The organism is Marinomonas rhodophyticola (assembly GCF_026113935.1).
Classification (GTDB): Bacteria; Pseudomonadota; Gammaproteobacteria; order Pseudomonadales; family Marinomonadaceae; genus Marinomonas; species Marinomonas rhodophyticola.
The window spans coordinates 251,022-274,529 of record NZ_JAPEUL010000009.1 but is presented as its reverse complement, the minus strand read 5'-3'; the positions used below and the strand labels follow the sequence as shown (position 1 = coordinate 274,529).

Sequence of the window (23,508 nt, the reverse complement as noted above, 5' to 3'; positions counted from 1 at the left end):
AAAGTCTTAGACCATCAGGTGGTCAGAATTCGCATCAATTGTTTATAGTCTTCACGGATATCCGAATCCGTATCTTGCAGTTCTTTAATCTTGCGAATCGCATGCAAGGCTGTCGTATGGTCGCGGCCACCAAAGGCATCACCAATTTCAGGCAAACTATGGTTGGTCAGCTCTTTGGCTAACGACATCGCCACTTGGCGAGGACGAGCAACCGATCGACTACGACGTTTCGACAGCAGATCACTGATCTTAATTTTGTAGTATTCCGCTACAATTCGCTGGATATTATCGATGTTTACCAGCTTATCTTGCAAGGCCAAAAGATCTTTTAACGACTCACGCACAAAATCCGGCGTAATCGCCCGACCGGTAAAATGTGAGTTAGCGATAACACGTTTCAACGCACCTTCTAATTCACGTACGTTCGAACGTATTTTCTGTGCAATAAAGAAAGCCGAATCATAAGATAGCTTAATGCCACTTTCATCCGCTTTACGCATCAAAATCGCCACACGAGTTTCTAATTCCGGCGGCTCAATAGCAACCGTTAATCCCCAGCCAAAGCGCGACTTAAGGCGATCTTCCAAACCTTGGATTTCTTTAGGGTAGCGGTCACAGGTAAGAATCATCTGCTGACCACCTTCTAATAAAGCGTTAAAGGTGTGGAAAAACTCTTCTTGCGTACGATCTTTACCGGCAAAAAACTGAATATCATCAATTAATAAGGCATCAACCGAACGATAATAACGTTTAAAATCGTTGATCGCGTTCAACTGAAGCGCTTTTACCATGTCAGCAACGAAGCGTTCAGAATGCAGGTACACCACCTTAGCATTCGGATTATGACGCATCATTTCCGTACCAACGGCTTGCATTAAGTGGGTTTTACCCAAGCCAACCCCGCCGTATATGAAGAGAGGGTTATAAGCGCCACCTGGATTCTCCGCAACTTGCAAGGCCGCAGCATGAGCGAGCTGGTTAGATTTACCTTCGATGAAGTTATCAAAGGTAAACGAATTATTGAGATTCGCGCCGTGGTTAATACCACCTTCCACTTGTACTTTACGTTTGGGCGCCGTTAATGGAAGTTGTCCCTGTTCATAAGGTTCAAGTTCACCACGCAATCCAGTACCAGATAAGGTTAATGGTGCTTCAAATTCTAGGTCAGCATTTGGGCTGCCTTCTTCGTCATCCATTAAGCCAAAACCTGGACGATAGCCAGACTCTCTCGCCACCTCATTATTCAATGGATTAATAGCAGGTTCATTTGAAACCGGCGGCGGTGGCGGCGACATCGAATTTGCTTGAGCAAAGTTTTGCGCCTTCACCTCCAGCTTTAAAGCAGGGGCAAGGTCATCGCCAGCAAATTCAGACAATAATTCTTTTATGCGCGTTTGATATTTGTTACTCACCCAATCCAACACAAAACGGTTTGGTGCACTTAGGCACAATTCTCCATTCGGCATCATTTCAGCCTGCAATGGACGAATCCAGGTGTTGAACTGAGATGTGGAAAACTCACTCTGCAAGCGCTGCAGACAAAGATTCCAATGCTCCAAAGACACTGTAGACGTACTCCCTGGTTGAGTGACAGACAAGGAGCGGATTTTACATCGGGCATTTAAAGTTATCCACACATAAATAGAAAAAAAACCGATTCCTACCGTAAATCAAAAAATGTTAATAACATGGCAGGTTATACACAGGAGTAGATAAGAAATATTTTTGTGCATAAAAGCATAAGTTATACACACGACATAATGCGTTTATTTTAATACTATCCACATGTGGAAAAAGTTTTATCATTTTGTTTTTTATACACATTAGAGACTTAAAAAAGAGGTTGTGGATAAAATATTTCTATTCAAATTTCTTTATCCACTTCTTTGGTAAAACTCTGTGTGTAAGTATTGAATGAATTGTGCAGCTCTTTTTTTCATAATTCCCCTCTGTAAGCATTGAATTTACTGGAAAAAGCCTCTAAAATCCGCGCCCTGATTTGACCAATCAAATGTAGAGGCTTGGCGCGAGCTAACCCTCAAAACTCAAACACTGCATTCAGTGAGAGAATTAAGATGAAAAGAACTTTCCAACCTAGCGTTCTAAAACGCAAACGTAACCACGGTTTCCGTGCTCGTATGGCTACTAAAGGCGGACGTCAAGTTATCGCTCGTCGTCGTGCTCGCGGCCGTAAGGTTCTAAGCGCATAAGTACGCTGATGACCGAATATTGTTTTCCTCGGCACGTCAGACTTCTGAATGCCGGGGATTATCAATCTGTCTTTAATGACACCTCCTCCAAAGTCTTTGCAGGCGAATTCCTTTTATTGGCACGAAAACGAGATGATAACCAAGCTCGGTTAGGTCTTATTGTGTCGAAAAAAACGGATAAACGCGCGGTAGGCCGGAATCGTATCAAACGCTTGGTACGTGATTCCTTTCGTCACCACAAAACTCCACTTTCTGGCCTTGATATTGTCTTCCTAGCACGCCAAGGCATCAAAGAATTAGATAATGCCGATTTGCATAAGCGACTCGACAAAGCATGGGATCAGTTGGCAAAAAAAGCCTTAAAACCCGCTCAAAATAAAAAACGCGATCAAGATAAGCAGAAATAGGCTGAAAAAACTGCCAAAGGCTGGTTTAATAGCGCGTGATTTTTATAAGGGTTCAATGAACCTACTTGTCTAACCAAATGAATTAGTTGAATACCATGGATTTCAGACGTTACTTTTTATGGGGTGCGCTTTTTATCAGTGGCTACATGCTGTTTTTACAGTGGAGCCAAGATTATGGTCCTCAGTCCACGCAAAGCGTAGCTCAAAGCACACAGTCTCAAACTGAGACAAACTCTCAAATGAACGATGATTTGCCTATGGCAACTCAAAGTACGGCCGATGCGAATGCCGAGATTCCGCAAAGTGTGAGCCAAATTGCACCCGGAAAACTGATAGAAGTGACAACCGATACCTTGCGTGTTGCCATTAATCCAGTTGGCGGCGACCTTGTTGAAGCGGCTTTGCTGCAATACAAAAAAGAATTAGGTAAACCGGATCCTTATGTCATTTTAGAAGATGGCTCTGCGCGTACTTATGTCACGCAAAGTGGTTTAGTGGGTCAAAACGGTCCCGACGCTTCACCAGAAGGCCGTCCAGTCTATCAGTCAGAAAAAACGACTTATACTTTGACGGATGGTGAAGATTCGCTTGACGTAAATCTCTATTACACCGATGCAAAAGGCGTGAAATACACCAAAACCTTCCGTTTTACGAAAGGTCAGTACCGTATTCGCCAATTGATCACGGTTGATAACACGTCTTCAAGCACGTGGCGCGGTAATCTGTTCGCACAGATTAAACGTGACAATTCAGAAGATCCAAGTACGGCCACTAGCATGGGCTTACAGCCTTACCTAGGCGGTGCGGTTTCTGATGAGCAGAACAAATACAAAAAAGTATCTTTTTCTGACATGAGAGAAGAACCGCTTAAAACCACCACTACACAAGGTTGGGTTGCATTGCTACAACACTATTTTGTGTCTGCATGGATCCCTGAGCAAGGTCAAAAAGTCACTTTACAAGCGCGTACTAACGGTGACTTTAATATCATTGGCTTCACCGGTTCGCCTGTGGAAATCGCGTCAGGCAAACAAGGTACATTAAGCTCAACGTTCTATGTTGGCCCTAAATTACAAGATCACCTTGAAAGCACCGCAGAAAATCTAGATTTGACCGTCGATTATGGTTGGTTATGGTGGTTAGCAAAACCACTATTTTGGCTGTTAACCTTGATCCAGTCTTATGTGATCAACTGGGGTATCGCCATCATTTTGATCGTAGTGTGTGTGAAGGCAATCTTCTTCAAGTTGTCTGCCGCAAGCTACCGTTCTATGGCGAAAATGCGTAAGTTCGGTCCTGAAATTGCCAAACTGAAAGATCAATACGGTGATGACCGTCAAAAGATGTCTCAAGCCATGATGGCGCTCTACAAGAAAGAGAAAATAAACCCACTAGGGGGCTGTTTACCTATTTTGGTACAAATGCCGGTTTTCCTTTCTTTGTACTGGGTGCTGATGGAATCTGTTGAGCTACGTCATGCTCCATTTTTCTTATGGATCCATGACTTATCTGTAATGGATCCTTATTTCGTACTGCCTATCTTAATGGGCCTTAGTATGATGGGACAGCAAATGCTTAACCCAACACCGCCAGATCCAATGCAAGCTAGAATCATGAAGATAATGCCGATCGCATTTACCTTCTTCTTCTTGTGGTTCCCGAGCGGTTTGGTACTGTACTGGGTGACAAACAACACCTTGTCAATCATACAGCAGTACATCATTACGAAACGTATCGAAAAAGAAGCCTGATAACAAAATCGGTCTTTGATTTCAAAAAAGGCTTCCCATTGGGAGGCCTTTTTTACGTTTAGATTGCCATGCTTGTCTTGCTAACGGACAATGACAGCCATCTCTATTTATTTTCTTTTATCGCACAGAGTTTGATTATGACCGATTTCCAATACGCCACAGACCAAGACACGATTGCCGCACAAGCCACCGCTCCTGGCCGAGGTGGCGTAGGGATCATTCGTTTATCCGGTCCAAAAAGCCTTGCCATCGCCAAACAGATTATCGGCTTTGAACCTAAACCACGTTATGCCCATTACGTGCCGTTTAAAACCACGAATCAAGAACAGCTAGATGAAGGCATCGCCTTATATTTTCCAGGTCCCAACTCCTTCACTGGCGAAGATGTGTTTGAACTGCAAGGCCATGGCGGCCCCGTCATTATGGACATGCTGCTGAGTCACTGTGTTGCCCTTGGTGCGCGCTTAGCACGTCCTGGTGAGTTCTCCGAACGTGCCTTCATGAACGATAAAATGGATTTAACCCAAGCGGAAGCCATTGCCGACTTGATCGACAGTACGTCAGAACAAGCCGCTAAATGCGCATTGCGTTCCTTACAAGGTGCCTTCTCAAAACGCGTAGACGAACTGGTTGAAGCCTTAATTCATCTGCGTATTTACGTAGAAGCGGCGATCGATTTTCCAGAAGAAGAGATCGACTTCATCGGTGACGGCAAAGTCGCCACAGAACTGGCAGGCATTCAAGCGAAGCTTGTTGACGTGCTCAAAGAAGCCAACCAAGGCGCCTTGATTCGTGAAGGGATGAACGTGGTCATAGCAGGGCGTCCCAATGCCGGCAAGTCCAGCTTATTGAACGCCTTATCAGGCAAAGAGTCCGCCATCGTCACCAACATCGAAGGCACCACTCGAGACGTATTGCGTGAACATATCCATCTAGATGGCATGCCACTGCACATTATCGACACCGCAGGCTTACGCGACAGCCCAGACGAAGTAGAGCGCATCGGTATTCAGCGCGCATGGGACGAAATTAGCAAAGCGGATCGCATTCTCATGATGGTCGACAGCCAATCGATAGATTCAAAAGACCCAAGCGAAATCTGGCCAGAATTCATGGAAAAACTGGGCAATACCAAACACCTTACCTTGGTGCGTAACAAAGTCGATTTGACCAAAGAAGGCACGGGCATTGAAATGGTCTCAGGCGTCCCTGTCATCTCTCTATCGGCAAAAACAGGTGAGGGCGTTCGTGATCTGACTGAACACCTAAAAGCCGTCATGGGCTTCGACAGCACGACTGAAGGAGGATTTATCGCCCGTCGCCGTCACATAGAAGCGCTCAACAAAGCCAACCGTTTCTTAGACGCCGGTAACGAACAGCTGCATGGATACGGGGCAGGGGAACTGCTTGCGGAAGACCTAAAAGAAGCTCAACAAGCCCTAAGTGAAATCACTGGCGCGTTTACCAGTGACGACTTGTTAGGCCGCATCTTTGGCTCGTTTTGTATCGGGAAGTAGAATACGCAACTTAGTAGAAAAGTTGAAAATGGCTGGTTGAAATACCAACTTACTATAATTAAGGTGACAATAAATGTTTTTAAATTCAATGGATTGGATTAATGTTTGGTTTTCTAGTTGTTTAGCTATCTTAAACAAATACATTGCAACAAGTATATTTGTCGCTATAATTAATTCTAACAACACCCCTCCCGCTACCCGTAAGATCAGCGCCCTGCGAGGGGTTACTTGTTTCTGGGGGAATAAAAAATGACTACCCAGAACAAAATCCTTTTACTAAGCCGCCTAAGACGTTTGCTGAACAAGTTCAGATACTGAAATCTCATGGTTTGGATATTCCAGATCAATCGAAAGCTGAATTTTATCTTTCACAGCTAAATTATTATCGGCTATCAGCTTACTGCTTACCCTTCGAGACAAATCACACGACTCATCAGGTTGCTCCCGGTACAACGTTCGATGATGTGTTAAACCTCTATATTTTTGATCGAGAGTTACGCTTACTGCTTCTAGATGCTATCGAAAAAATCGAAGTCTCATTAAGAACGCAAATGGCTTATCACTTAAGTCACCGTCATAATACAGCGCACCCGCATCTTGCCCCCTCAATATTTCAAAATACGGGAAGACATCAAGATGGGTTAAACAAGTTGAAAAAAGATGTACATCAAAGCGATGAAGACTTTATTCGCCATCTAACAACTAAGTATCAGGAGACATTACCTCCCATATGGGCCGTAGTTGAGCTAATGACTATGGGTCAATTATCCAAATGGTTTTCCAATATCAATGAGAGGCAAGACCGCAAAGCAATCTGTCAGGTTTACAACCTCAATGAAGCAGTAATGACTTCGTTTTGCGAGCATTTGTCGTTGGTGAGAAACAAAGCTGCCCATCATGCGAGGCTATGGAATCGTGTTTTTCCTAAGCAAATGAAGTTACCAACAGTCGGTCCAAACGATTTGATTAATAGCATTTTGCGCTTGCCTCACAACGATAGGAACTTAAAAAAGCTCTACAACACGTTGACAATAATGCTATATCTCATGGATATAATAGCTCCTGGGCATCACTGGAAAACGAGACTCAAAAACTTAATCAATACGCATGCCATAGATACAACAAAAATGGGCTTTCCCACTGATTGGGAAACCCGACCTCTGTGGGTATAAAGAAGGCTTGATAGCACTATAAAGCCCTTAACCCACGGTCATTTTAACTTTTGGATAGCGGACTTTTTTGCTTCTTGGGCTGGCGAGGAAGTAGGCCAGTGTTAATGGGCCTAAACGGCCGATAAACATCAAGAAGATGATGATAAATTCGCCAGTATTGCTTAAGTTTCCAGTTAATCCTCGAGATAACCCCACAGTGCCAAGTGCTGAGACCGCTTCGAAAACCACATCTAGGAAGTCGGCGTGTTTTTCACTGATCAAGAGACCAAAAATCGCCAACCAAGTCACACCAATTGAGATCATGGTTAACGCGAGCGCTTTACTGATCACATCTTTGGGGATTTCTCGCTTAAACACATTGACTTCGGAATCTCGTCGTAAATACGCATAAGTGGCAAATATTAACAGCATAAAAGTCACTACCTTAATGCCGCTGGCGGTACTCAAAGAGCCCCCTCCAATGAACATCAGCAGCAACATAAGAGCAGTGGTCGCATCTTCTAATTGATCTATCGCAAGCGTGTTAAAGCCCGCTGTTCTTGGGGTTACGGCCTGAAACCATGAGGCAAGCCACTTGCCTGTTTCGCTCAGAGGACCAAGAGTGTTTGGATTGCTGTATTCAATAAAATAAATCGTAAGCAAAGCCACCAAATTGATGACAATGGTGCCAATGATCATCATCTTGCTGTAAGGTGAAAGTCTTACCCAACGACGGTTTTTCATTAGGTCAATCCAGACGGAAAACCCCAAACCACCGATAATAAACAATCCGCTTATGGTGAAATTCACCACAGGGTCGGCCACATAAGGAACAAGGCTGTCAGCACTCAATGCAAAGCCTGCGTTATTAAAGGCGCTGATGGTGTAGAAAAAGCCATGAAATAAACTGGTTTTCCAGCCGAGTGTCTCGCTCCAATGCACCGTAAGAATCAAGATGCCAATGGCTTCGACGATGAAGGAAAACAGCAACACAGATTTGGCCGTGGAAACGATACTAGAGGCGTCGGTTTGATTAAAGGCTTCAATCGCAACCGTACGTTGTAAAAAACCAATACGGCCGCCTAGAGCAACGAGAGTGACCACAGCAAAGGTCATTAAACCTAAACCACCGCATTGAATTAACACCGCAATCACGACTTGCCCAAAAGTCGTAAAAACCGTGCCCGTATCTTGTACCACCAGCCCTGTTACTGTGACGGCTGACGTGGCAGTAAAAAGGCTATGCACCCAACCAATTGGGGTTGTTGTGGCCATAGGCAGTTTGAGTAACAGGGTTCCTATGACAATTAACAATAAAAAGCCGCCACACAGTATCAAAGGCGGTGCTGCCATGATCTTTTTAGCGGCTTTTGAGTGTCTTTCAATAGGAGAAACCGAGGGGTCCCACATCACCATATCAAACCAACCTTGGTACGAGGGATTTTAGAGAAGTGCGTGTACCAGACAACAATAGAACGTCATGGGTTTGAAAAACAAAATCATGCTTCAATTGCAAAAATGTTTCTTGTTCTCGTTTGATCATCACGGCTTCAACACGCCCTTTCGACGCACTGAGAACGTCGCCTAATGACTGGCCATCCAAATGGGATTTTATGTGTATTTCCACCACATATAGACCATGACCAATCGACAGGTAATCGTTCACCATCGGATAGTTCAACGCTTGGGCCACTCGAACCCCCATTTCTTCTTCAGGATGAATAATGCGAGCGACACCCAATTTAGAAACAATAGTATGGTGAGCACGGCTGCTGGCTTTGACCCAAATCTCTTTCACGCCCAGCTTTTTCAGTGCCAAGATGCACAACAGGCTGGATTCCATGTCTTCACCAATGGCCACCAGCACCGCCTCGCTGTTAATCAAATCAAGTTCTTTTAAGGCATTCTCATCAGTGGAATCACAAATTATCACTTGGGTGAAGTCATCAACATATTTTTCTGCAATTTTAGCGTCTCGATCCACCCCCGTGACCGTATGCCCTAAATAAATCAGCTCCATGCTGGCCGCAATGCCAAAACGCCCCAAACCAATTACCGTAAAATGCGCCATATTGATTCCCTTTTGTTCGTATTTTTGAGAGTCTTTCGATAATTTAACGATCAGATAACAAGCGATAACCTAGGCCAGCTTCCGTTTTGATAACACGCTGATCATTGGCATTATCGTTGAATTTTTTCGCAGCTGACTGACTAAAATCCGCAAGTAATGCGAATCTTGGGTATGAGTCCCCCCCAAATGTTGGCCAATAAATCTTCTTGCATCACCAGTTTGTCTGGCGTTGTCATGAGCATGCGCAAAAAGGCAAATTCCTTCTTGGTTAACGCCAGGGGCACACCTTGAAACCACACTTGGTTGGTACTAATTTCTAGCTTAATATCTTTGGTTTCTAGAATGTCAGTAGGTAAGTGAGTATTAACTAAGTCCCGCAGTAACACTTTTACTCGGACAATCAATTCGCGAATGCCGAAGGGTTTGCTTAGGTAATCATTCGCACCCGCTTCAAGCAGACGAATCTTTTCATCTTCTTCATCGCGAGCGGTCAAAATGAGGATCGGCGTGTTGCTGGTGGCGCGTACAAGGTTGACCAAATCCATGCCGTCGCCATCTGGCAAGCCTAAATCCAATATCAATAAATGCGGTGAATCTTGTTGAATCACCTGTTTCGCCTCGGCGATGGATTGTGCACCAAGGTACGTAAACCCTTCTGCTACCAATGAGATTCGAATAAAGGTGTGGATTTGAGGCTCATCGTCGATCACCAGTATTTTATAAAGCATCATGAGACATTCCTCCTTTACCATGCGCTAATGTCTCATGGCACGCGGGCAAGCAAATACGAATCAGACAACCTTGCTCAACCGGAACGGATTGAATCGTACCTTGATGTGCGGCGATAATGCCTTTTGATACCGCCAAACCTAAGCCCGTCCCGCTGTCGTTTCGCTTGAAAGCGTCAACCGAATAAAACAGCTCAAAAATGCTATCAGACTGATCCGCTCGAATACCAATCCCTTGGTCTTGTACCTCAATACTAACCTGAGGAGGCTTATTATCTGTGTCTAACGACTTTACAGAAATGGTCACAGACTTGTCTGCTGGTGAGTATCTCAAAGCATTGTCGACAACATTAAAAATCGCTTGTTGAATAAGTGACGAACTCACTGAAACCAGTGGTAATTTATCCTCTGTGTGCAGATGTAAGCGGGATTGTTGCTGACTAAATCGCTCAACAACAAGGTGCATGATAGTCACCACTGACTGCGCGGATTGTTTTGGGAGCACCACACCGTGTTGCAATTTCGTAGCTTGCAGTAGGTTTTCTATGTACTGATGCAGTCGGTGGCTTTCACTGATGGCACTGTCGAACAGCTCAGCTTTTTCTTTCTCGGTGAGCTTATCCATGTATTCTTTTAATGTACTTAGGGTGCCAATAATGGTCGCTAACGGAGTGCGTAAGTCATGGGAAACGGACAATAAAATACTATTGCGCAATTGCTCTTGTTTTAAACGACTCTGTTGATCGCGGTACAGTTCGGCTAACTTACTGGTGACCGCTGCCACCAATAAAAACACCAGCACATTCACCATGTCGTTGCGATTAAACATCTCAAATGAATAACGGGGCGCCGTAAATAAGAAGTTAAAACATAAGGCTTCAAATAAAGCGATACCATACACCCAGCGGGGATGACATGATAACGCGACGACAACCACAGACAGCTGCAAAATCAATAAAATCGCAATATTCGATCCCAACCAAAGATCCAAACCATAGCTGATCAATAAAGCGCTACAGACCGCAAACATGGCGGCATAATGGGAAGAAATCGCTGGTCTTTTCATAGTCTCGCTTGTGATGGCCTTTTACCTAAGGAGAAGTACAAGCAAGACTGTAGCAAAGGGAGTTAAGATTGGCGCGTAAAAAAAGCGTAACTTTTTCACCTCATCACGGTATTTATTCGCTCAGCAGCCGTCCTAATTGAATGGCGGCTGCGATATTACGTGATGAGTTGATTACATTCGTTTCCGCCTGAAGTAAGACATTGTCTAAGCTATCGAGCGCCGGAATGATGGGAAAAATCGCCAACATGCCGTGGGCTAAAATAGCCTCAGCGTCTTTCCCTAAACTACCCGCTATACCAATGGTGGGAACCCTATTTGAGTTGGCTTGTTTCAGTACCCCCATTGGGGTTTTGCCAAACACGGTTTGACCATCTATTCGGCCTTCGCCAGTGATGACTAAATCGGCATTTTTCAGTTTGTCAGCCAGACCAACGGTTTCCATAACAATCTCAATGCCCGGTTTGAGGGTTGCATTAAGAAACACTTTTGCGCCCAAGCCCATGCCACCCGCCGCGCCAGCGCCAGGGTCGAGACGATGATCAGCAAACCCGCTTTGTACCAAGACATCCGCAAAATGCGCTAACGTCTTATCTAATAAAGTCACCATTTCAGGTGTCGCGCCTTTTTGTGGGCCAAAAATAGCGGAAGCGCCACGTTCACCACATAAAGGATTATCCACGTCACAAGCCACATCAAAATGACACTCTGCTAGAAGAGGGTGCACCAGACTCATATCAATATGGCTCAATTGCGCAAGCGCCATGCCGCCAAAGGGCAGTTCTTGACTATTATCGCCTTGAAATTGAATGCCCAATGCTTGTGCCAACCCCACACCTGCGTCATTGGTTGCACTGCCACCTAATCCCAAAACGATGTGTTTAATGCCTCGATCTAGAGCATCTTTGATCAATTCTCCGGTTCCGTAGCTGGTGGTGTAAAGTGGATCACGCTGATCTCGTGGCACCAAATGCAACCCCGAAGCGGACGCCATTTCAATCACCGCAGTGGTCGATGTTTGACCCTCTACCGAACCTAAAATACCGTATTGCACCATGACTCTATTGCCCAGCGGACCGGTCACTTCAAGGTCAACCAAATGACCTCGAGTCGCGTCAACCATGGATTGTACCGTCCCCTCGCCACCATCTGCCATCGGCACTTTTATATACTCCGCCTGAGGAAATACCTGACGAAAACCCACCTCAATCGCATTCGCTACTTCCAGCGCGGTTAAACTTTCTTTAAAGGAATCAGGGGCAATTACAATCTTCATAGTTAATCCTTGCTGCGGGTCAAACAGGTCTCGTTGATAGGACATAAAAGCCCATTATTAGGCTTTTATGTTGACAATCACTCGACCGCGTACCTTTCCATCAAGCAATTTATAGGCCGTTTCGACTACGTCTTGCAAAGCAATTTCTTCACAGATGTTGTCATAGTCTGTAGGTTGCAAAAGTTCGCTTAAGCGTTGCCACGCTTCAATGCGGTCTGCTAAAGGTCGCATGACGCTGTCGATACCGATTAACTTAACGCCTCGTAAAATAAATGGCGCAACGGAAGCAGGGAAGTCCATGCCTTGAGCTAAGCCACAAGCGGTTACCACACCGCCGTATTTTGTGCTTGCACAGGCGTTGGCGAGTGTGTGACTGCCGACACAATCGATGACCCCTGCCCAACGCTCTTTTTGTAAAGGTTTACCCGGCTCAGACAGTGTTTTTCTATCAACGATGTCGCTCGCGCCAAGACTTTTCAAATAATCGCTTTCTTCCATTCGTCCAGTGGAGGCAACCACGTGATAACCAAGACGATTTAATAGGCGAATGGCAAAACTACCAACACCACCGTTGGCGCCAGTCACTAAAATATCACCAGAATCTGGCGTAACACCTTGTTTTTCAAGCGCAAGTACGGATAACATTGCCGTATAACCCGCTGTACCTATTACCATAGATTGCTTAGCGTCTATACCTTTTGGAAGCGGGATAAGCCAGTCGCTTTTTAAACGAGCTTTTTCAGCCAATCCACCCCAATGTACTTCGCCCACACCAAAGCCATTCAGTACCACAAGATCACCCACCGAGAAGCGATTGGAATCACTTTGCAAAACCTTACCCACTAAGTCGATCCCTGGCACCATGGGGAAAGAACGCACCACAGGAGACTTACCAGTGATGGCTAAGCCGTCTTTATAATTTAAGGTGCTGTAATGCACTTCGATTAGCACATCGCCTTCCGGTAGCTGATCTTCTGATAAATCAACGATAGATACAGCGCTTTTTTTGTCTTCTTGCGTGATGAATAAACCTTTAAACATAAATTCTCCACTTTAGACCATTCGTCTAGTTAAATAGCTAAAAACCTAGGTTTTTCTGCCTGGTTTATTGCTAATGGGTTTTGCTTTGAATCGCTTGGATAAAAAACGTCATGAATAAGCTTAATGGCTGAGTGCTTTTTACTAGTCTTGCCCTATGAACAGCACCTTCCCAGCCCATCCAAAATGCTTGAGCGGTCTCTTCGATACTCGTTTGCAGAGTGATTTCACCGTGCTTTTGGCTTGCTAATAAGCAAACAGCAACACGATCTTGCCAGCTTTGGTAGGTCATTTGCAGCTGCTCACTGAATGCTTCAGGCAGCAGAGAAGACTCTTGCTCTAAGTTACCGACTAAACAACCTCGTTTAAACTCGTGGCGGACAATACCGTCTTGAGCATCTTGGACAAAGCGCTGCAAACGCTCTAGCGGAGAAAATGCCTCATCGAGCAAAAAACCGTCTAACTTAGCTTCGAAATAACGGCGATAGCGCTCTAAAACGGCCAAACCAAAGGCTTCTTTACTGGAGAAGTAATGATAAAAAGAGCCTTTTGGTACACCTATGGACTTTAGGATGGGGTCGATACCACTGCGGGTAAATCCAGACTCCGTCAGTATCAGCATACCGGCGCGTAATAAAGCCTCACGCGTATCCAAAGGGTCTACTGACGACTTTTTAGGTCGGCCACGACGAGGATTATTGGGCAAGTTGGCGGCGATATCTGGTTTATCAAGGACAGAAAGCAAGTGTTTATACCTAAGCAATAAAATACGATAGGTATAAATTTAGACCAATCGTCTATTTAATTCAAGCGCTTCATATTACGGCATCTTCTCTTAATTTGTCTTTTGTCGGCGGTGAACCAAAATAACGTTTATAGTCGCGACTAAACTGATGCACGCTTTTATAACCCACTTCTAAGGAAATCTGACTGACATTTAAATGACCTTGATTCAATAACATTTGCGCTTTCAAAAGGCGCAAACGCTTCAAGTACTGCAAAGGAGAAGATCCTGCGACATTTTTAAAGTGATGATGAAAACTGGAAACACTCATGTTGGCATCTTCAGCGAGTTGTTCAACACGTACCTCTTGATCCAACTGCTGATGTAATTGCTTGAGAGAGTTCACTATTAATGAAAAGCGCCCTTGATTTACCACTAAGGCCCGTAATGCAGCACCTTGTGGGCTTTGCAAGGCTTCAAAAATGACCTCTCTCACTCGACTTTGCCCCATGACTTTGGCGGTGTGAGGATCATGCAACGCTTTAATAAGACGAAACACGGATTCAAGCATGTCATCACTCATTGGGACAGATGACATGGGAAAATGAGTAACAGATGGCTTTAAAGCGTCTTCAGAAGAAACAGTCACCAACTCAGATAATACAACAGGGTCGATATCAATAGAGACACCCAAAAGCGGTTCTTGTTGACTGGCAAAGGTTTCGCATTCAAAAGGCAGAGGCAGGGTTTGAACCAAGTAGTGACCGGAATTGTAGTGGATTTCACGGTCGCCTAAATAGCCTATTTTTTGACCTTGAACAATGATAGTAAGTCCTGGCCGATAAATAAGAGGCATTCGAGGTAAAGATTTTGCGCACTTCATTAAACGAACATTGGCAATCAAGGTATCGCTGAAACCATCTTCGCTCACTAGAGATTTGATCAAATCTACTAAATTTCTATCGCTCACCTTTAATCCATCCATCTATTAAAATCAATGGGATTATTATGCATACAAGATTGTGTAGCAAAAGTTAAGTTTCATTTATTTGGAGAAATTGGCAAAACAATAACAAGAATGCACAACACCAAACAAAAAAGTTTGCTCTACACTAGTCGCAACATGTTTCATGTTCACAGACTGGAGTAAGCATTTATGAGTAAAGCAAAATCTTACGCGGCTCTATCCGCAACGACCCCATTAGCCCCTTTTTCTTTTGAGCGCCGCGCTCTTCGTGCAGACGATGTCAACATCGATATTCTGTATTGCGGTGTTTGTCATTCTGATATTCACGTAGCAGAAAGTGATTGGGGTCCTAGTAATTACCCAATCGTTCCTGGTCATGAAATTGTCGGTAAAGTCACCGAAGTTGGCAGTAAGGTCTCTAAATACAAAGTGGGTGACATTGTTGGTGTAGGCTGTATGGTCGATTCTTGCCAGCATTGTTCTCATTGCGCCGCAGATCTAGAGCAATATTGCGATAATGGCTTTGTTGGCACTTACGGTTTTAACGACCTAATTGATGGTACGTTAACCTATGGCGGTTATTCAGATCACATCGTAGTTCGCGAGAAGTTTGTCTTATCGATTCCCGAAACATTGGCGTTGAGTAAAGCAGCCCCCTTATTATGTGCAGGTATCACCACTTATTCTCCATTGCGTCATCATGGTGTGAAAGCAGGCGATAAAGTCGGCGTGTTAGGTATGGGCGGTCTAGGCCACATGGGCGTAAAATTCGCGAAAGCCTTTGGTGCAGAAGTGACTATTTTCACGCGCTCTCAAAGCAAAATAGCGGAAGCGAAAAAGCAAGGTGCTGATCATGTAATCGTTTCAACGGATGAGGCACAAATGCAAGCGGCCGCCATGACGTTTGATTACTTGCTCGATACGATTCCGGTTCAACATGATTTGAACCCTTATTTGAATTGCTTAAAAGTCGATGGAACCCATATTTTAGTCGGACTGATCGAACCGATGGAACCCGCGGTTCATGCCGCTAACTTGGTCATGAAACGTCGTATTCTTACAGGTTCACTGATAGGGGGTATTGCAGAGACACAAGAAATGTTGGATTTCTGTGCACAACATAGCATTGAGTGTGATGCTGAGATGATCGACATTCAAGACATTAACCATGCTTATCAGCGCATGAAGAAAGGTGATGTGAAATACCGTTTTATCATTGATATGAAAAGTCTAAAAAACGACGAGTAAATAAAACCGTAAACCGCCTGTAATCGACACAGCGCCAGTGATGCAACCTACTGCATCACTGGCGCTTTTTTTGCCTGTGCAAAAGCTATTTGTTAGGGAAATAGGAGGGTAAAAAGATATACAAAAACAGATTTTTATCCATATTGAGACGCTGAGGATAAAGTTACTCACAAAAAACAGACTTTTTTAGGCTTAATTTTTTATACACAAGCGAAAATTTATCCCTGTCAAGACATTGACAGAGAAATTATACACATTCTTTATTGTCTTGAAATGTGGAGTTTTCAATTTTTTTATTTTTTTACCTGTGGACTGTTTTTTAGTAAAAACCCCCTTGTAACCGTGTTTTTTAAAAAAATATTCATTAAAAACATATAGATAGGTTTTCAAAAAGTGTATTTTTTTGCTGTTGATAAGTCTGGTGATAGGTGGATAAGAAGTTTTGCACAGTTTTTAACAACGACGAACAAAAAAAGACCCCCTGTATAAGTATCTAGTTTATACACAGGATAAGGTTATCCACATCACAGGAAAGGAAGCCCTGTCTTAACAAGATGTTATCTATGTAAGTTATTAACATATATAGCTTAAATGTATTTATGCACAGATTTTAGCTTCTTACATAAACATAACAAACATAAAAAGACATATATACTTAATTAACTTATTAATATTGATGACCGGGGGTTGTGTTCGGATGTCTCTTTCTTTTTAAAAAATTGCCGATATACTAGGCCACCTTATCGAATCTGTTCGTTTTTTATTCATTTCTTATTAAGTAATACCGAGGTTCCCGTGGATTTCCCAAGTTGTTTCGATGTAATTGTGGTTGGTGGCGGACATGCTGGCACAGAAGCCGCTTTAGCTGCTGCCCGGATGGGTGTAAAAACACTTTTACTGTCCCACAACATTGAAACGTTAGGACAAATGTCTTGTAACCCTGCTATAGGTGGTATTGGAAAATCCCATTTAGTTAAGGAAATTGATGCATTAGATGGTGCAATGGCGTTAGCAACAGATAAAGCAGGTATTCAGTTCCGTACTTTAAATTCACGTAAGGGACCTGCTGTTCGTGCGACTCGTGCACAGGCTGACCGTATATTATATAAAGCCGCTATTCGCCATAAATTAGAAAATCAGCCAAATTTGTGGCTTTTTCAACAGTCTGTAGAAGATCTTATTGTTGAAAATGGTGCTGCTCGTGGCGTCATAACACAAACAGGAATTCGCTTTAATAGTAAAACGGTGGTATTGACCGCAGGCACTTTTCTAGGTGGTGTTATCCACATTGGTTTACAAAATCACTCTGGTGGTCGTGCTGGTGATCCGCCGTCTATTGGCCTAGCACAAAAACTACGCGCCTTGCCATTTCGGGTTGATCGCTTAAAAACAGGTACTCCTCCTAGAATCGACGCACGATCCGTTGATTTTTCACTGATGCAAGCGCAGCCTGGTGATGATATTGATCCAGTAATGTCTTACATGGGGAACCGCGCAATGCACCCTCGCCAAATTGAGTGTTTTATCACTCATACTAACGAGCGTACACATGACATTATCCGTGCAGGAATGGATAGATCTCCTATGTATACTGGTGTGATCGAAGGCGTTGGTCCACGTTATTGTCCTTCTATTGAAGACAAAATCGTGCGCTTTGCTGATAAGAATTCACATCAGATTTTCATTGAACCAGAAGGCTTAACGACACACGAATTGTATCCAAATGGTATTTCGACTTCTTTACCATTTGATGTGCAGATTGAGCTAGTGCGTTCGATGAAAGGCATGGAAAATGCCCATATCATTCGTCCTGGTTATGCCATTGAATACGATTACTTCAATCCGCAAGATTTGAAATATTCCTTGGAAACCAAACATATGCCTGGTTTGTTCTTTGCAGGACAAATCAATGGTACAACTGGTTACGAAGAAGCGGGCGCACAAGGTCTACTGGCAGGTTTGAACGCAGCGTTGTTAGCACAAGATAAAGAGGCTTGGACACCACGTCGCGATGAAGCGTATCTAGGTGTTTTGGTTGATGATCTGATCAGTATGGGGACAAAAGAACCCTACCGTATGTTTACTAGCCGTGCGGAATATCGCTTGATTTTACGCGAAGATAACGCTGACATGCGTTTGACAGAAAAAGGTCGTGAACTTGGTTTAGTGTCTGATGAACGTTGGGCTGCTTTTTGCAAAAAACGCGAAGCCATTGAATTAGAAACACAGCGTCTTAAATCTAGCTGGATTGTGCCGAATACACCTGAAGCGGAGAGCATTAATCCTAAATTAGAAACGCCAATTACCCATGAATACAGCTTGCTGGACTTACTTAAACGTCCAAATATCGTGTATTCCGATGTGGCAAATCTAAAAAATGCTCTTGATGAGCCTGTCGACGAGCAAGTTTCTGAACAGGTACAGATAGCCGTTAAGTACGCGGGTTACATTAGTCGTCAAGCTGAAGATATTGAGCGTTTACGTCGTCAAGAAAATACCGCATTACCTGAGGATTTGGATTATTCGAAGATGGAAGGCTTATCGAATGAGATTAAGCAAAAGCTAACACAGCTTCGTCCTGCGACGCTTGCAGCCGCTTCTCGAATTCAAGGTGTAACGCCCGCGGCAGTATCCTTACTATTAATTCACTTGAAAAAACGTGCCATTGCACGAAAAAGTGCCTAGAATCATCAGCCGATAATCCCTAATTGCTATCTTTATAGAAATGGATCGACTGTGACACACTTTGACACCATTCAAAAAGGCGCCCAACAAATGGGCGCTGTTCTATCTGATGAAACAATTCAGACGCTTGTAAAATACCTAGCCATGTTAGAAAAGTGGAACAAGGCTTATAACTTGACTGCTATCCGTGATGTCGAACAGATGATCTCTTTGCATCTGCTCGACAGCTTAACCACGTTACCCTTTATAACCGGAACCAATATTATCGATGTTGGCACGGGACCTGGCTTACCTGGTATGGTGCTTGCAATTTGTTACCCTGAAAAACAATTTACCTTATTAGACAGCAACGGTAAGAAAACGCGCTTTTTAACGCAGGTGAAAATGGAGCTAGGGGTTCATAATGTCACCGTGGCAAATGAACGAGTTGAAAAACATCCGCATCAGGGTGAATACGATCACGTGATTTCTCGAGCGTTTGCCTCGTTACAGGATATGATTAAGTGGACGTTACCTCTTCCTAAGGACACTGGTAACTTTTTAGCCATGAAAGGGGTTTACCCTAGTGAAGAAATCGCGGCACTACCAAAAGAGGTTGATCTAGTCTCCGTTGAACCTCTTAACGTGCCACATGTTCAGGCGGAGCGTCACATGGTAGTGATGACGCGTAAAGGATAAAACATGGCAAGAATCATCGCAGTTACCAATCAAAAAGGTGGTGTCGGCAAAACCACGACTTGTGTTAATTTGGCGGCATCTCTTGCGGCGATGAAACGTCGAGTGCTTTTAATAGACTTAGATCCGCAAGGGAACGCAACAACCGGTAGTGGTTTTACTAAAGAAGAACTGGATACTAGTGTTTACGATGTATTGATTGGTTCTCATGGCGTAAAAGAAGTCATGAAAAAAAGTATGCCAGGTGAATATTGGGTATTACCCGCTAACGCGGATTTGACTGGGGCTGAGGTTGTTCTACTCGATTTGCCTAGCAAAGAAACACGTTTGCGTGCTGGCTTATACGAAGTCGACAACGACTTTGATTATATCTTGCTGGATTGTCCTCCTGCCTTAAATATGCTGACGGTAAATGCTTTGGCCGCTTCCCAAGGGGTATTGATTCCGGTGCAATGTGAGTATTATGCCCTAGAAGGATTGACCGCTTTATTGCAGACCATTAATCGAATCACCCAAGCATTAAACCCTTCACTAGAGGTCGAAGGAATTCTTCGAACCATGTATGATCCTCGTCCTAGTCTGACACATGATGTGTCTAGCCAACTTCATAAGCATTTTGGAGATAAGGTTTACGATACGGTCATTCCTAGAAATATTCGTTTAGCGGAATCTCCGAGTTATGGTTTGCCTGTTTTACATTATGAAAAACAATCTCGTGGTGCCATTGCTTACCTAGCTTTAGCGGGTGAGTTTATTCGAAAATCGGTAGCGTAATTACGATTTTATAAGTGTGCTTTAATAGCAATTAGGGTTAATGAAATGACGATGAAAAAAAGAGGTCTAGGTCGTGGCTTAGATGCATTATTAGCACCACAAACGACGGCAATTAAAGAGTCTGACAGTGATGTAAATAATGAACAAATAAAAGGCCTAACATATCTACCTATCGATTGGCTTTCGAAAGGTAAATTTCAACCTCGTCGTGACATGAACCCTACACACTTAGAAGACTTAGCGGCGTCTATTCGAAATCAAGGCATAATGCAGCCTATTGTTGTGCGACCAAGTGGCCACAATCAATATGAAATTATTGCCGGTGAGCGTCGTTGGCGTGCCGCTAAATTAGCAGATTTAACACAAGTTCCCGTCATCGTTCGTCATGTTGAAGACGCCGATGCGGTGGTACTGGCGTTGATTGAAAATATTCAACGAGAAGATTTAAATCCTGTAGAAGAAGCGTTGGCTCTACAGCGTTTGGTTGAGGATTTTCACCTTACTCAACAAGAAGTTGCAGATACCGTTGGTAAATCTCGTTCAACTGTAGCGAATCTATTACGTTTGTTAGGGTTGACGCCTGAAGTTCGTCGTTTGTTAGAACATGGTGATATTGAAATGGGCCATGCGCGAGCTTTATTACCTTTAGAGCATGACAAACAAATTCAAGCGGCGTCACAAGTTGTCACTAAATCCTTGTCTGTCCGTGAGACAGAAAGATTGGTGAAAAACTTCCAAGTTATTGAAAAAAATGAAGATAGCAAACCTATCCTGCCAGATTTAAGTGCAGAAGCAGAACGCATTAGTCAAAAAATTAATGCAGCGGTAAAAATACAGCCTTCAGCCAAAGGAAAAGGCAAGTTGGTCATTGAGTACCGTAACCCTGAACACCTAGAACTCTTGATCAGCGAACTGCTTAAAGGGAAATGAAGCAATTCGTGACAAATGCTTTTTTCTATCTAGACAAGATGATTAGAAAGTGATCTTGATAATCAGTTTAAGTTGAACACGGCAGCTATTACCCATATAATGCCTCGAATTTTGTAAATCATCACATTGATTGCACTTTTATAGTGCGCAAAGAGAGTTAGGCAATGGAGACAAAAAAGCCACTAAGCGCGAGTGCAATTATTAGCGCTAAAAAGAAGGCTGTATTTCGTTTCCTTTTATTGCAATTATTACTGACTTTTTTAATTTCTTTGGGAATTTTTTACATTGCAGGCTGTCTGTATGGGTACTCATTTATTTTGGGAGCCTTAACCAGCATATTGCCTAGCGTATATATGGCTTGGCGAGTTTTTGGTTACAAAGGAACTCGTCCTGCAAAAGATGTCGTTAGATCATTCTATCGAGGAGAAGCCGGTAAAATAGCGATGACAGCAATATTACTGTCGTTGGTTTTTCTTCTGATAAAACCATTGGCTGCAGGAGCTTTCTTTGCAGGTTTTGGTTTGGCAATTTTGAGTCACTGGCTCAGTCCTATTGTACTAAAGCATTGATTAGTACGAAGGAAATAAGGTTTTAATCATTGAAAGAGCGTGGATATAAATATGGCAAGTGAAAATCCAACAGCTTCTGAATATATACAGCATCACCTTCAGAATTTGACCTTTGGTCAACATCCTGATGGCAGTTGGGGCATTGCTCACGGTGCTAAAGAAGCGGCAGATATGGGGTTCTGGGCGATTCATCTTGATACGATGGGCTTTTCCATCGCATTAGGTATTCTGTTTTTATGGTTATTCCGTAGAGCAGCGAAAAAGGTGTCTGCAGACACGCCGTCTGGATTACAAAACTTTGTTGAGTTGATGGTTGAGTTCGTTGACGGTAGTGTTAAAGAAACCTTCCATGGCAAAAGTAAAGTTATTGCTCCATTAGCACTCACTATTTTTGTCTGGGTATTCTTAATGAATACGATGGACTTAGTACCAGTTGATTTCTTACCAACTATCGCCGGACTACTGGGTATTCCATACTTTAAAGTGGTTCCAACAACAGACTTAAATGCTACTTTAGGCATGTCTTTATCTGTGTTTATTTTGATTGTGTATTACAGCATCAAAGTAAAAGGTATTGGTGGCTTTGTTGGTGAATTAACGTTACAGCCTTTTGGTAAATGGATGATCCCTTTCAACTTATTGCTTGAAGGTGTTGGTCTGCTTGCGAAACCTGTGTCATTGGCATTACGACTATTTGGTAACTTGTATGCTGGTGAATTGATCTTTATTTTGATTGCTATTTTGCCTTGGGGTCTACAATGGGGCTCTGTCTGTGCCATGGGCAATATTCCATATTTTGGTCATCGTGCTTCAAGCTTTCATCTTTATGATGTTGACTATCGTCTACTTGAGTATGGCGCACGAAGATCACTAAGTGTGTGTTCTTTAAAGTAATATTATTTAAACCTTATCTAAAACTGTGAAAATGTAGGAGTTAAAATGGAAACTGTAGTTGGTCTTACTGCGATTGCTGTAGCCCTTCTAATCGGTCTAGGTGCCCTAGGTACTGCGATTGGTTTTGGTATTTTGGGTGGAAAATTCTTGGAAGGCGCTGCGCGTCAACCAGAAATGGTTCCAATGCTGCAAGTTAAAATGTTCATCGTAGCGGGTCTTCTTGACGCCGTAACTATGATCGGTGTAGGTATCGCATTGTTCTTCACTTTTGCGAATCCTTTTGTTGCTCAGGTCGCTGGTTAATTTTCTGTAATGTTACAGAAACGATTTTTAAACGACTTAGAGCGAGGGTATTAGCGTGAATTTGAATCTCACACTTATAGGCCAAGCTATCTCGTTTGCGATTTTTGTCTGGTTCTGCATGAAGTACGTGTGGCCACCAGTGATTGCTGCGCTCGAAGAGCGTAGCAAAAAAATAGCGGACGGTTTAGAAGCAGCGAACCGCGCTTCACGTGATCTAGAGTTGGCACAAGAACAAGCCGCTCAAATATTACGTGAAAGCAAAGACAACGCGGCCGAGATTATTGAACAAGCCAACAAACGTGCGAACCAAATGATCGACGAGGCGAAAGAGCAGGTAATTGCTGATGGCAAACGTCTGCGCGAAGCAGCTCAAGCAGAAATAGAGCAAGATGTTATGCGTGCTAAAGAAGCATTGCGTGCACAAGTCTCTGTTTTGGCTTTTGCTGGTGCCGAGAAAATTTTGGGCGCCACCATTGACGAAAAAGCACATAGCGAGATCGTTGAACAGCTCGCCAAAGAGCTTTAAG

The 23,508-nt window shown here is 43.5% G+C and carries 22 protein-coding genes and 1 pseudogene; 14 read left to right on the top strand and 9 right to left on the bottom strand.

Going from position 1 to position 23,508, the window contains the following annotated elements; translation table 11 throughout:
* Positions 1-14: 14 nt before the first annotated feature.
* Positions 15-1,565, bottom strand: a complete 1,551-nt coding sequence (gene dnaA, locus ONZ52_RS15670) for a chromosomal replication initiator protein DnaA (RefSeq protein ID WP_111605784.1) — start codon at positions 1,563-1,565, stop codon at positions 15-17.
* Positions 1,566-2,075: 510 nt separating this feature from the next.
* Between dnaA and rpmH the strand changes: the two genes are divergently transcribed.
* From rpmH to ONZ52_RS15645, 5 genes are all read left to right on the top strand, one after another.
* Positions 2,076-2,210 carry a 50S ribosomal protein L34 gene (gene rpmH / locus ONZ52_RS15665; RefSeq protein WP_012072147.1) on the top strand — a complete coding sequence of 45 codons (135 nt, stop codon included), beginning with the start codon at positions 2,076-2,078 and terminating at the stop codon, positions 2,208-2,210.
* Positions 2,211-2,218: 8 nt separating this feature from the next.
* Positions 2,219-2,617 carry a ribonuclease P protein component gene (gene rnpA, locus ONZ52_RS15660; protein WP_265219653.1) on the top strand — a complete coding sequence of 133 codons (399 nt, stop codon included), beginning with the start codon at positions 2,219-2,221 and terminating at the stop codon, positions 2,615-2,617.
* Between the two features lie 95 nt (positions 2,618-2,712).
* Positions 2,713-4,368 carry a membrane protein insertase YidC gene (gene yidC, locus ONZ52_RS15655; RefSeq protein WP_265219652.1) on the top strand — a complete coding sequence of 552 codons (1,656 nt, stop codon included), beginning with the start codon at positions 2,713-2,715 and terminating at the stop codon, positions 4,366-4,368.
* Between the two features lie 137 nt (positions 4,369-4,505).
* Complete coding sequence (gene mnmE / locus ONZ52_RS15650) at positions 4,506-5,885, top strand: tRNA uridine-5-carboxymethylaminomethyl(34) synthesis GTPase MnmE (protein ID WP_265219651.1); 1,380 nt, start codon at positions 4,506-4,508, stop codon at positions 5,883-5,885.
* A 329-nt stretch (positions 5,886-6,214) separates the two neighbouring features.
* Positions 6,215-7,057, top strand: a complete 843-nt coding sequence (locus tag ONZ52_RS15645) for an Abi family protein (protein WP_265219650.1) — start codon at positions 6,215-6,217, stop codon at positions 7,055-7,057.
* A 27-nt stretch (positions 7,058-7,084) separates the two neighbouring features.
* Here the strand turns inward: ONZ52_RS15645 and ONZ52_RS15640 are convergent, their stop codons facing one another.
* From ONZ52_RS15640 to ONZ52_RS15605, 8 genes are all read right to left on the bottom strand, one after another.
* A complete protein-coding gene (locus tag ONZ52_RS15640; RefSeq protein WP_265219649.1) occupies positions 7,085-8,452 on the bottom strand; it encodes a TrkH family potassium uptake protein in 1,368 nt (455 codons plus the stop codon).
* Position 8,453: 1 nt separating this feature from the next.
* Positions 8,454-9,107 (bottom strand): potassium channel family protein, encoded by a 654-nt coding sequence (locus ONZ52_RS15635; protein ID WP_111605790.1) that lies wholly within the window; start codon positions 9,105-9,107, stop codon positions 8,454-8,456.
* Between the two features lie 140 nt (positions 9,108-9,247).
* Complete coding sequence (locus ONZ52_RS15630; protein WP_265219648.1) at positions 9,248-9,838, bottom strand: response regulator transcription factor; 591 nt, start codon at positions 9,836-9,838, stop codon at positions 9,248-9,250.
* Entirely contained in the window at positions 9,825-10,901 is a 1,077-nt protein-coding gene (locus ONZ52_RS15625) for a sensor histidine kinase (RefSeq protein ID WP_265219647.1), read from the bottom strand. Before ONZ52_RS15625 ends, ONZ52_RS15630 begins: the two co-directional genes overlap by 14 nt.
* A gap of 112 nt (positions 10,902-11,013) precedes the next feature.
* Positions 11,014-12,174: a glycerate kinase gene (locus ONZ52_RS15620; RefSeq protein ID WP_265219646.1), complete on the bottom strand. Its 1,161-nt coding sequence runs from the start codon at positions 12,172-12,174 to the stop codon at positions 11,014-11,016.
* Positions 12,175-12,231: 57 nt separating this feature from the next.
* Positions 12,232-13,215: an acrylyl-CoA reductase (NADPH) gene (gene acuI / locus ONZ52_RS15615; protein ID WP_265219645.1), complete on the bottom strand. Its 984-nt coding sequence runs from the start codon at positions 13,213-13,215 to the stop codon at positions 12,232-12,234.
* A 70-nt stretch (positions 13,216-13,285) separates the two neighbouring features.
* Complete coding sequence (gene acuR / locus ONZ52_RS15610) at positions 13,286-13,957, bottom strand: acrylate utilization transcriptional regulator AcuR (protein WP_265219644.1); 672 nt, start codon at positions 13,955-13,957, stop codon at positions 13,286-13,288.
* 70 nt (positions 13,958-14,027) lie between these two features.
* A complete protein-coding gene (locus ONZ52_RS15605) occupies positions 14,028-14,906 on the bottom strand; it encodes an AraC family transcriptional regulator (RefSeq protein WP_321160348.1) in 879 nt (292 codons plus the stop codon).
* 186 nt (positions 14,907-15,092) lie between these two features.
* On the opposite strand from ONZ52_RS15605, the gene ONZ52_RS15600 reads away from it, so the two are divergent.
* The 9 genes and pseudogenes from ONZ52_RS15600 to ONZ52_RS15560 all read left to right on the top strand — a co-directional run bounded on the left by ONZ52_RS15600 (position 15,093) and on the right by ONZ52_RS15560 (position 23,507).
* Positions 15,093-16,151: an NAD(P)-dependent alcohol dehydrogenase gene (locus tag ONZ52_RS15600; protein ID WP_265219642.1), complete on the top strand. Its 1,059-nt coding sequence runs from the start codon at positions 15,093-15,095 to the stop codon at positions 16,149-16,151.
* Between the two features lie 795 nt (positions 16,152-16,946).
* Positions 16,947-18,836, top strand: coding sequence for a tRNA uridine-5-carboxymethylaminomethyl(34) synthesis enzyme MnmG (gene mnmG / locus ONZ52_RS15595; protein ID WP_265219641.1), 1,890 nt, complete (start codon positions 16,947-16,949; stop codon positions 18,834-18,836).
* Between the two features lie 51 nt (positions 18,837-18,887).
* The gene (gene rsmG, locus ONZ52_RS15590) at positions 18,888-19,514 is read left to right on the top strand and encodes a 16S rRNA (guanine(527)-N(7))-methyltransferase RsmG (protein ID WP_265219640.1); all 627 of its coding nucleotides are present in this window, start codon (positions 18,888-18,890) and stop codon (positions 19,512-19,514) included.
* A 3-nt stretch (positions 19,515-19,517) separates the two neighbouring features.
* On the top strand, positions 19,518-20,285 hold the full coding sequence (locus ONZ52_RS15585; RefSeq protein WP_265219639.1) for a ParA family protein: 768 nt from the start codon (positions 19,518-19,520) through the stop codon (positions 20,283-20,285).
* 45 nt (positions 20,286-20,330) lie between these two features.
* Positions 20,331-21,215 (top strand): ParB/RepB/Spo0J family partition protein, encoded by an 885-nt coding sequence (locus ONZ52_RS15580; protein ID WP_265219638.1) that lies wholly within the window; start codon positions 20,331-20,333, stop codon positions 21,213-21,215.
* A 164-nt stretch (positions 21,216-21,379) separates the two neighbouring features.
* The gene (locus ONZ52_RS15575) at positions 21,380-21,784 is read left to right on the top strand and encodes an ATP synthase subunit I (RefSeq protein ID WP_265219637.1); all 405 of its coding nucleotides are present in this window, start codon (positions 21,380-21,382) and stop codon (positions 21,782-21,784) included.
* 51 nt (positions 21,785-21,835) lie between these two features.
* Positions 21,836-22,658: pseudogene (gene atpB / locus ONZ52_RS15570) on the top strand (F0F1 ATP synthase subunit A).
* Positions 22,659-22,723: 65 nt separating this feature from the next.
* Entirely contained in the window at positions 22,724-22,981 is a 258-nt protein-coding gene (atpE, locus tag ONZ52_RS15565) for a F0F1 ATP synthase subunit C (protein WP_265219636.1), read from the top strand.
* A 55-nt stretch (positions 22,982-23,036) separates the two neighbouring features.
* Complete coding sequence (locus ONZ52_RS15560; RefSeq protein WP_265219635.1) at positions 23,037-23,507, top strand: F0F1 ATP synthase subunit B; 471 nt, start codon at positions 23,037-23,039, stop codon at positions 23,505-23,507.
* Position 23,508: the final 1 nt, after the last annotated feature.

Excerpts from the sequence above, each read along its gene's own strand:
- rpmH (WP_012072147.1), top strand. The coding sequence starts at position 2,076 with ATGAAAAGAACTTTCCAACCTAGCGTTCTAAAACGCAAACGTAACCAC.
- rnpA (WP_265219653.1), top strand. The coding sequence starts at position 2,219 with ATGACCGAATATTGTTTTCCTCGGCACGTCAGACTTCTGAATGCCGGG.
- yidC (WP_265219652.1), top strand. The coding sequence starts at position 2,713 with ATGGATTTCAGACGTTACTTTTTATGGGGTGCGCTTTTTATCAGTGGC.
- mnmE (WP_265219651.1), top strand. The coding sequence starts at position 4,506 with ATGACCGATTTCCAATACGCCACAGACCAAGACACGATTGCCGCACAA.
- ONZ52_RS15640 (WP_265219649.1), bottom strand. The coding sequence starts at position 8,452 with ATGGTGATGTGGGACCCCTCGGTTTCTCCTATTGAAAGACACTCAAAA.
- ONZ52_RS15635 (WP_111605790.1), bottom strand. The coding sequence starts at position 9,107 with ATGGCGCATTTTACGGTAATTGGTTTGGGGCGTTTTGGCATTGCGGCC.
- ONZ52_RS15630 (WP_265219648.1), bottom strand. The coding sequence starts at position 9,838 with ATGATGCTTTATAAAATACTGGTGATCGACGATGAGCCTCAAATCCAC.
- ONZ52_RS15625 (WP_265219647.1), bottom strand. The coding sequence starts at position 10,901 with ATGAAAAGACCAGCGATTTCTTCCCATTATGCCGCCATGTTTGCGGTC.
- ONZ52_RS15620 (WP_265219646.1), bottom strand. The coding sequence starts at position 12,174 with ATGAAGATTGTAATTGCCCCTGATTCCTTTAAAGAAAGTTTAACCGCG.
- acuI (WP_265219645.1), bottom strand. The coding sequence starts at position 13,215 with ATGTTTAAAGGTTTATTCATCACGCAAGAAGACAAAAAAAGCGCTGTA.
- ONZ52_RS15600 (WP_265219642.1), top strand. The coding sequence starts at position 15,093 with ATGAGTAAAGCAAAATCTTACGCGGCTCTATCCGCAACGACCCCATTA.
- ONZ52_RS15585 (WP_265219639.1), top strand. The coding sequence starts at position 19,518 with ATGGCAAGAATCATCGCAGTTACCAATCAAAAAGGTGGTGTCGGCAAA.
- ONZ52_RS15580 (WP_265219638.1), top strand. The coding sequence starts at position 20,331 with ATGACGATGAAAAAAAGAGGTCTAGGTCGTGGCTTAGATGCATTATTA.
- ONZ52_RS15575 (WP_265219637.1), top strand. The coding sequence starts at position 21,380 with ATGGAGACAAAAAAGCCACTAAGCGCGAGTGCAATTATTAGCGCTAAA.
- atpE (WP_265219636.1), top strand. The coding sequence starts at position 22,724 with ATGGAAACTGTAGTTGGTCTTACTGCGATTGCTGTAGCCCTTCTAATC.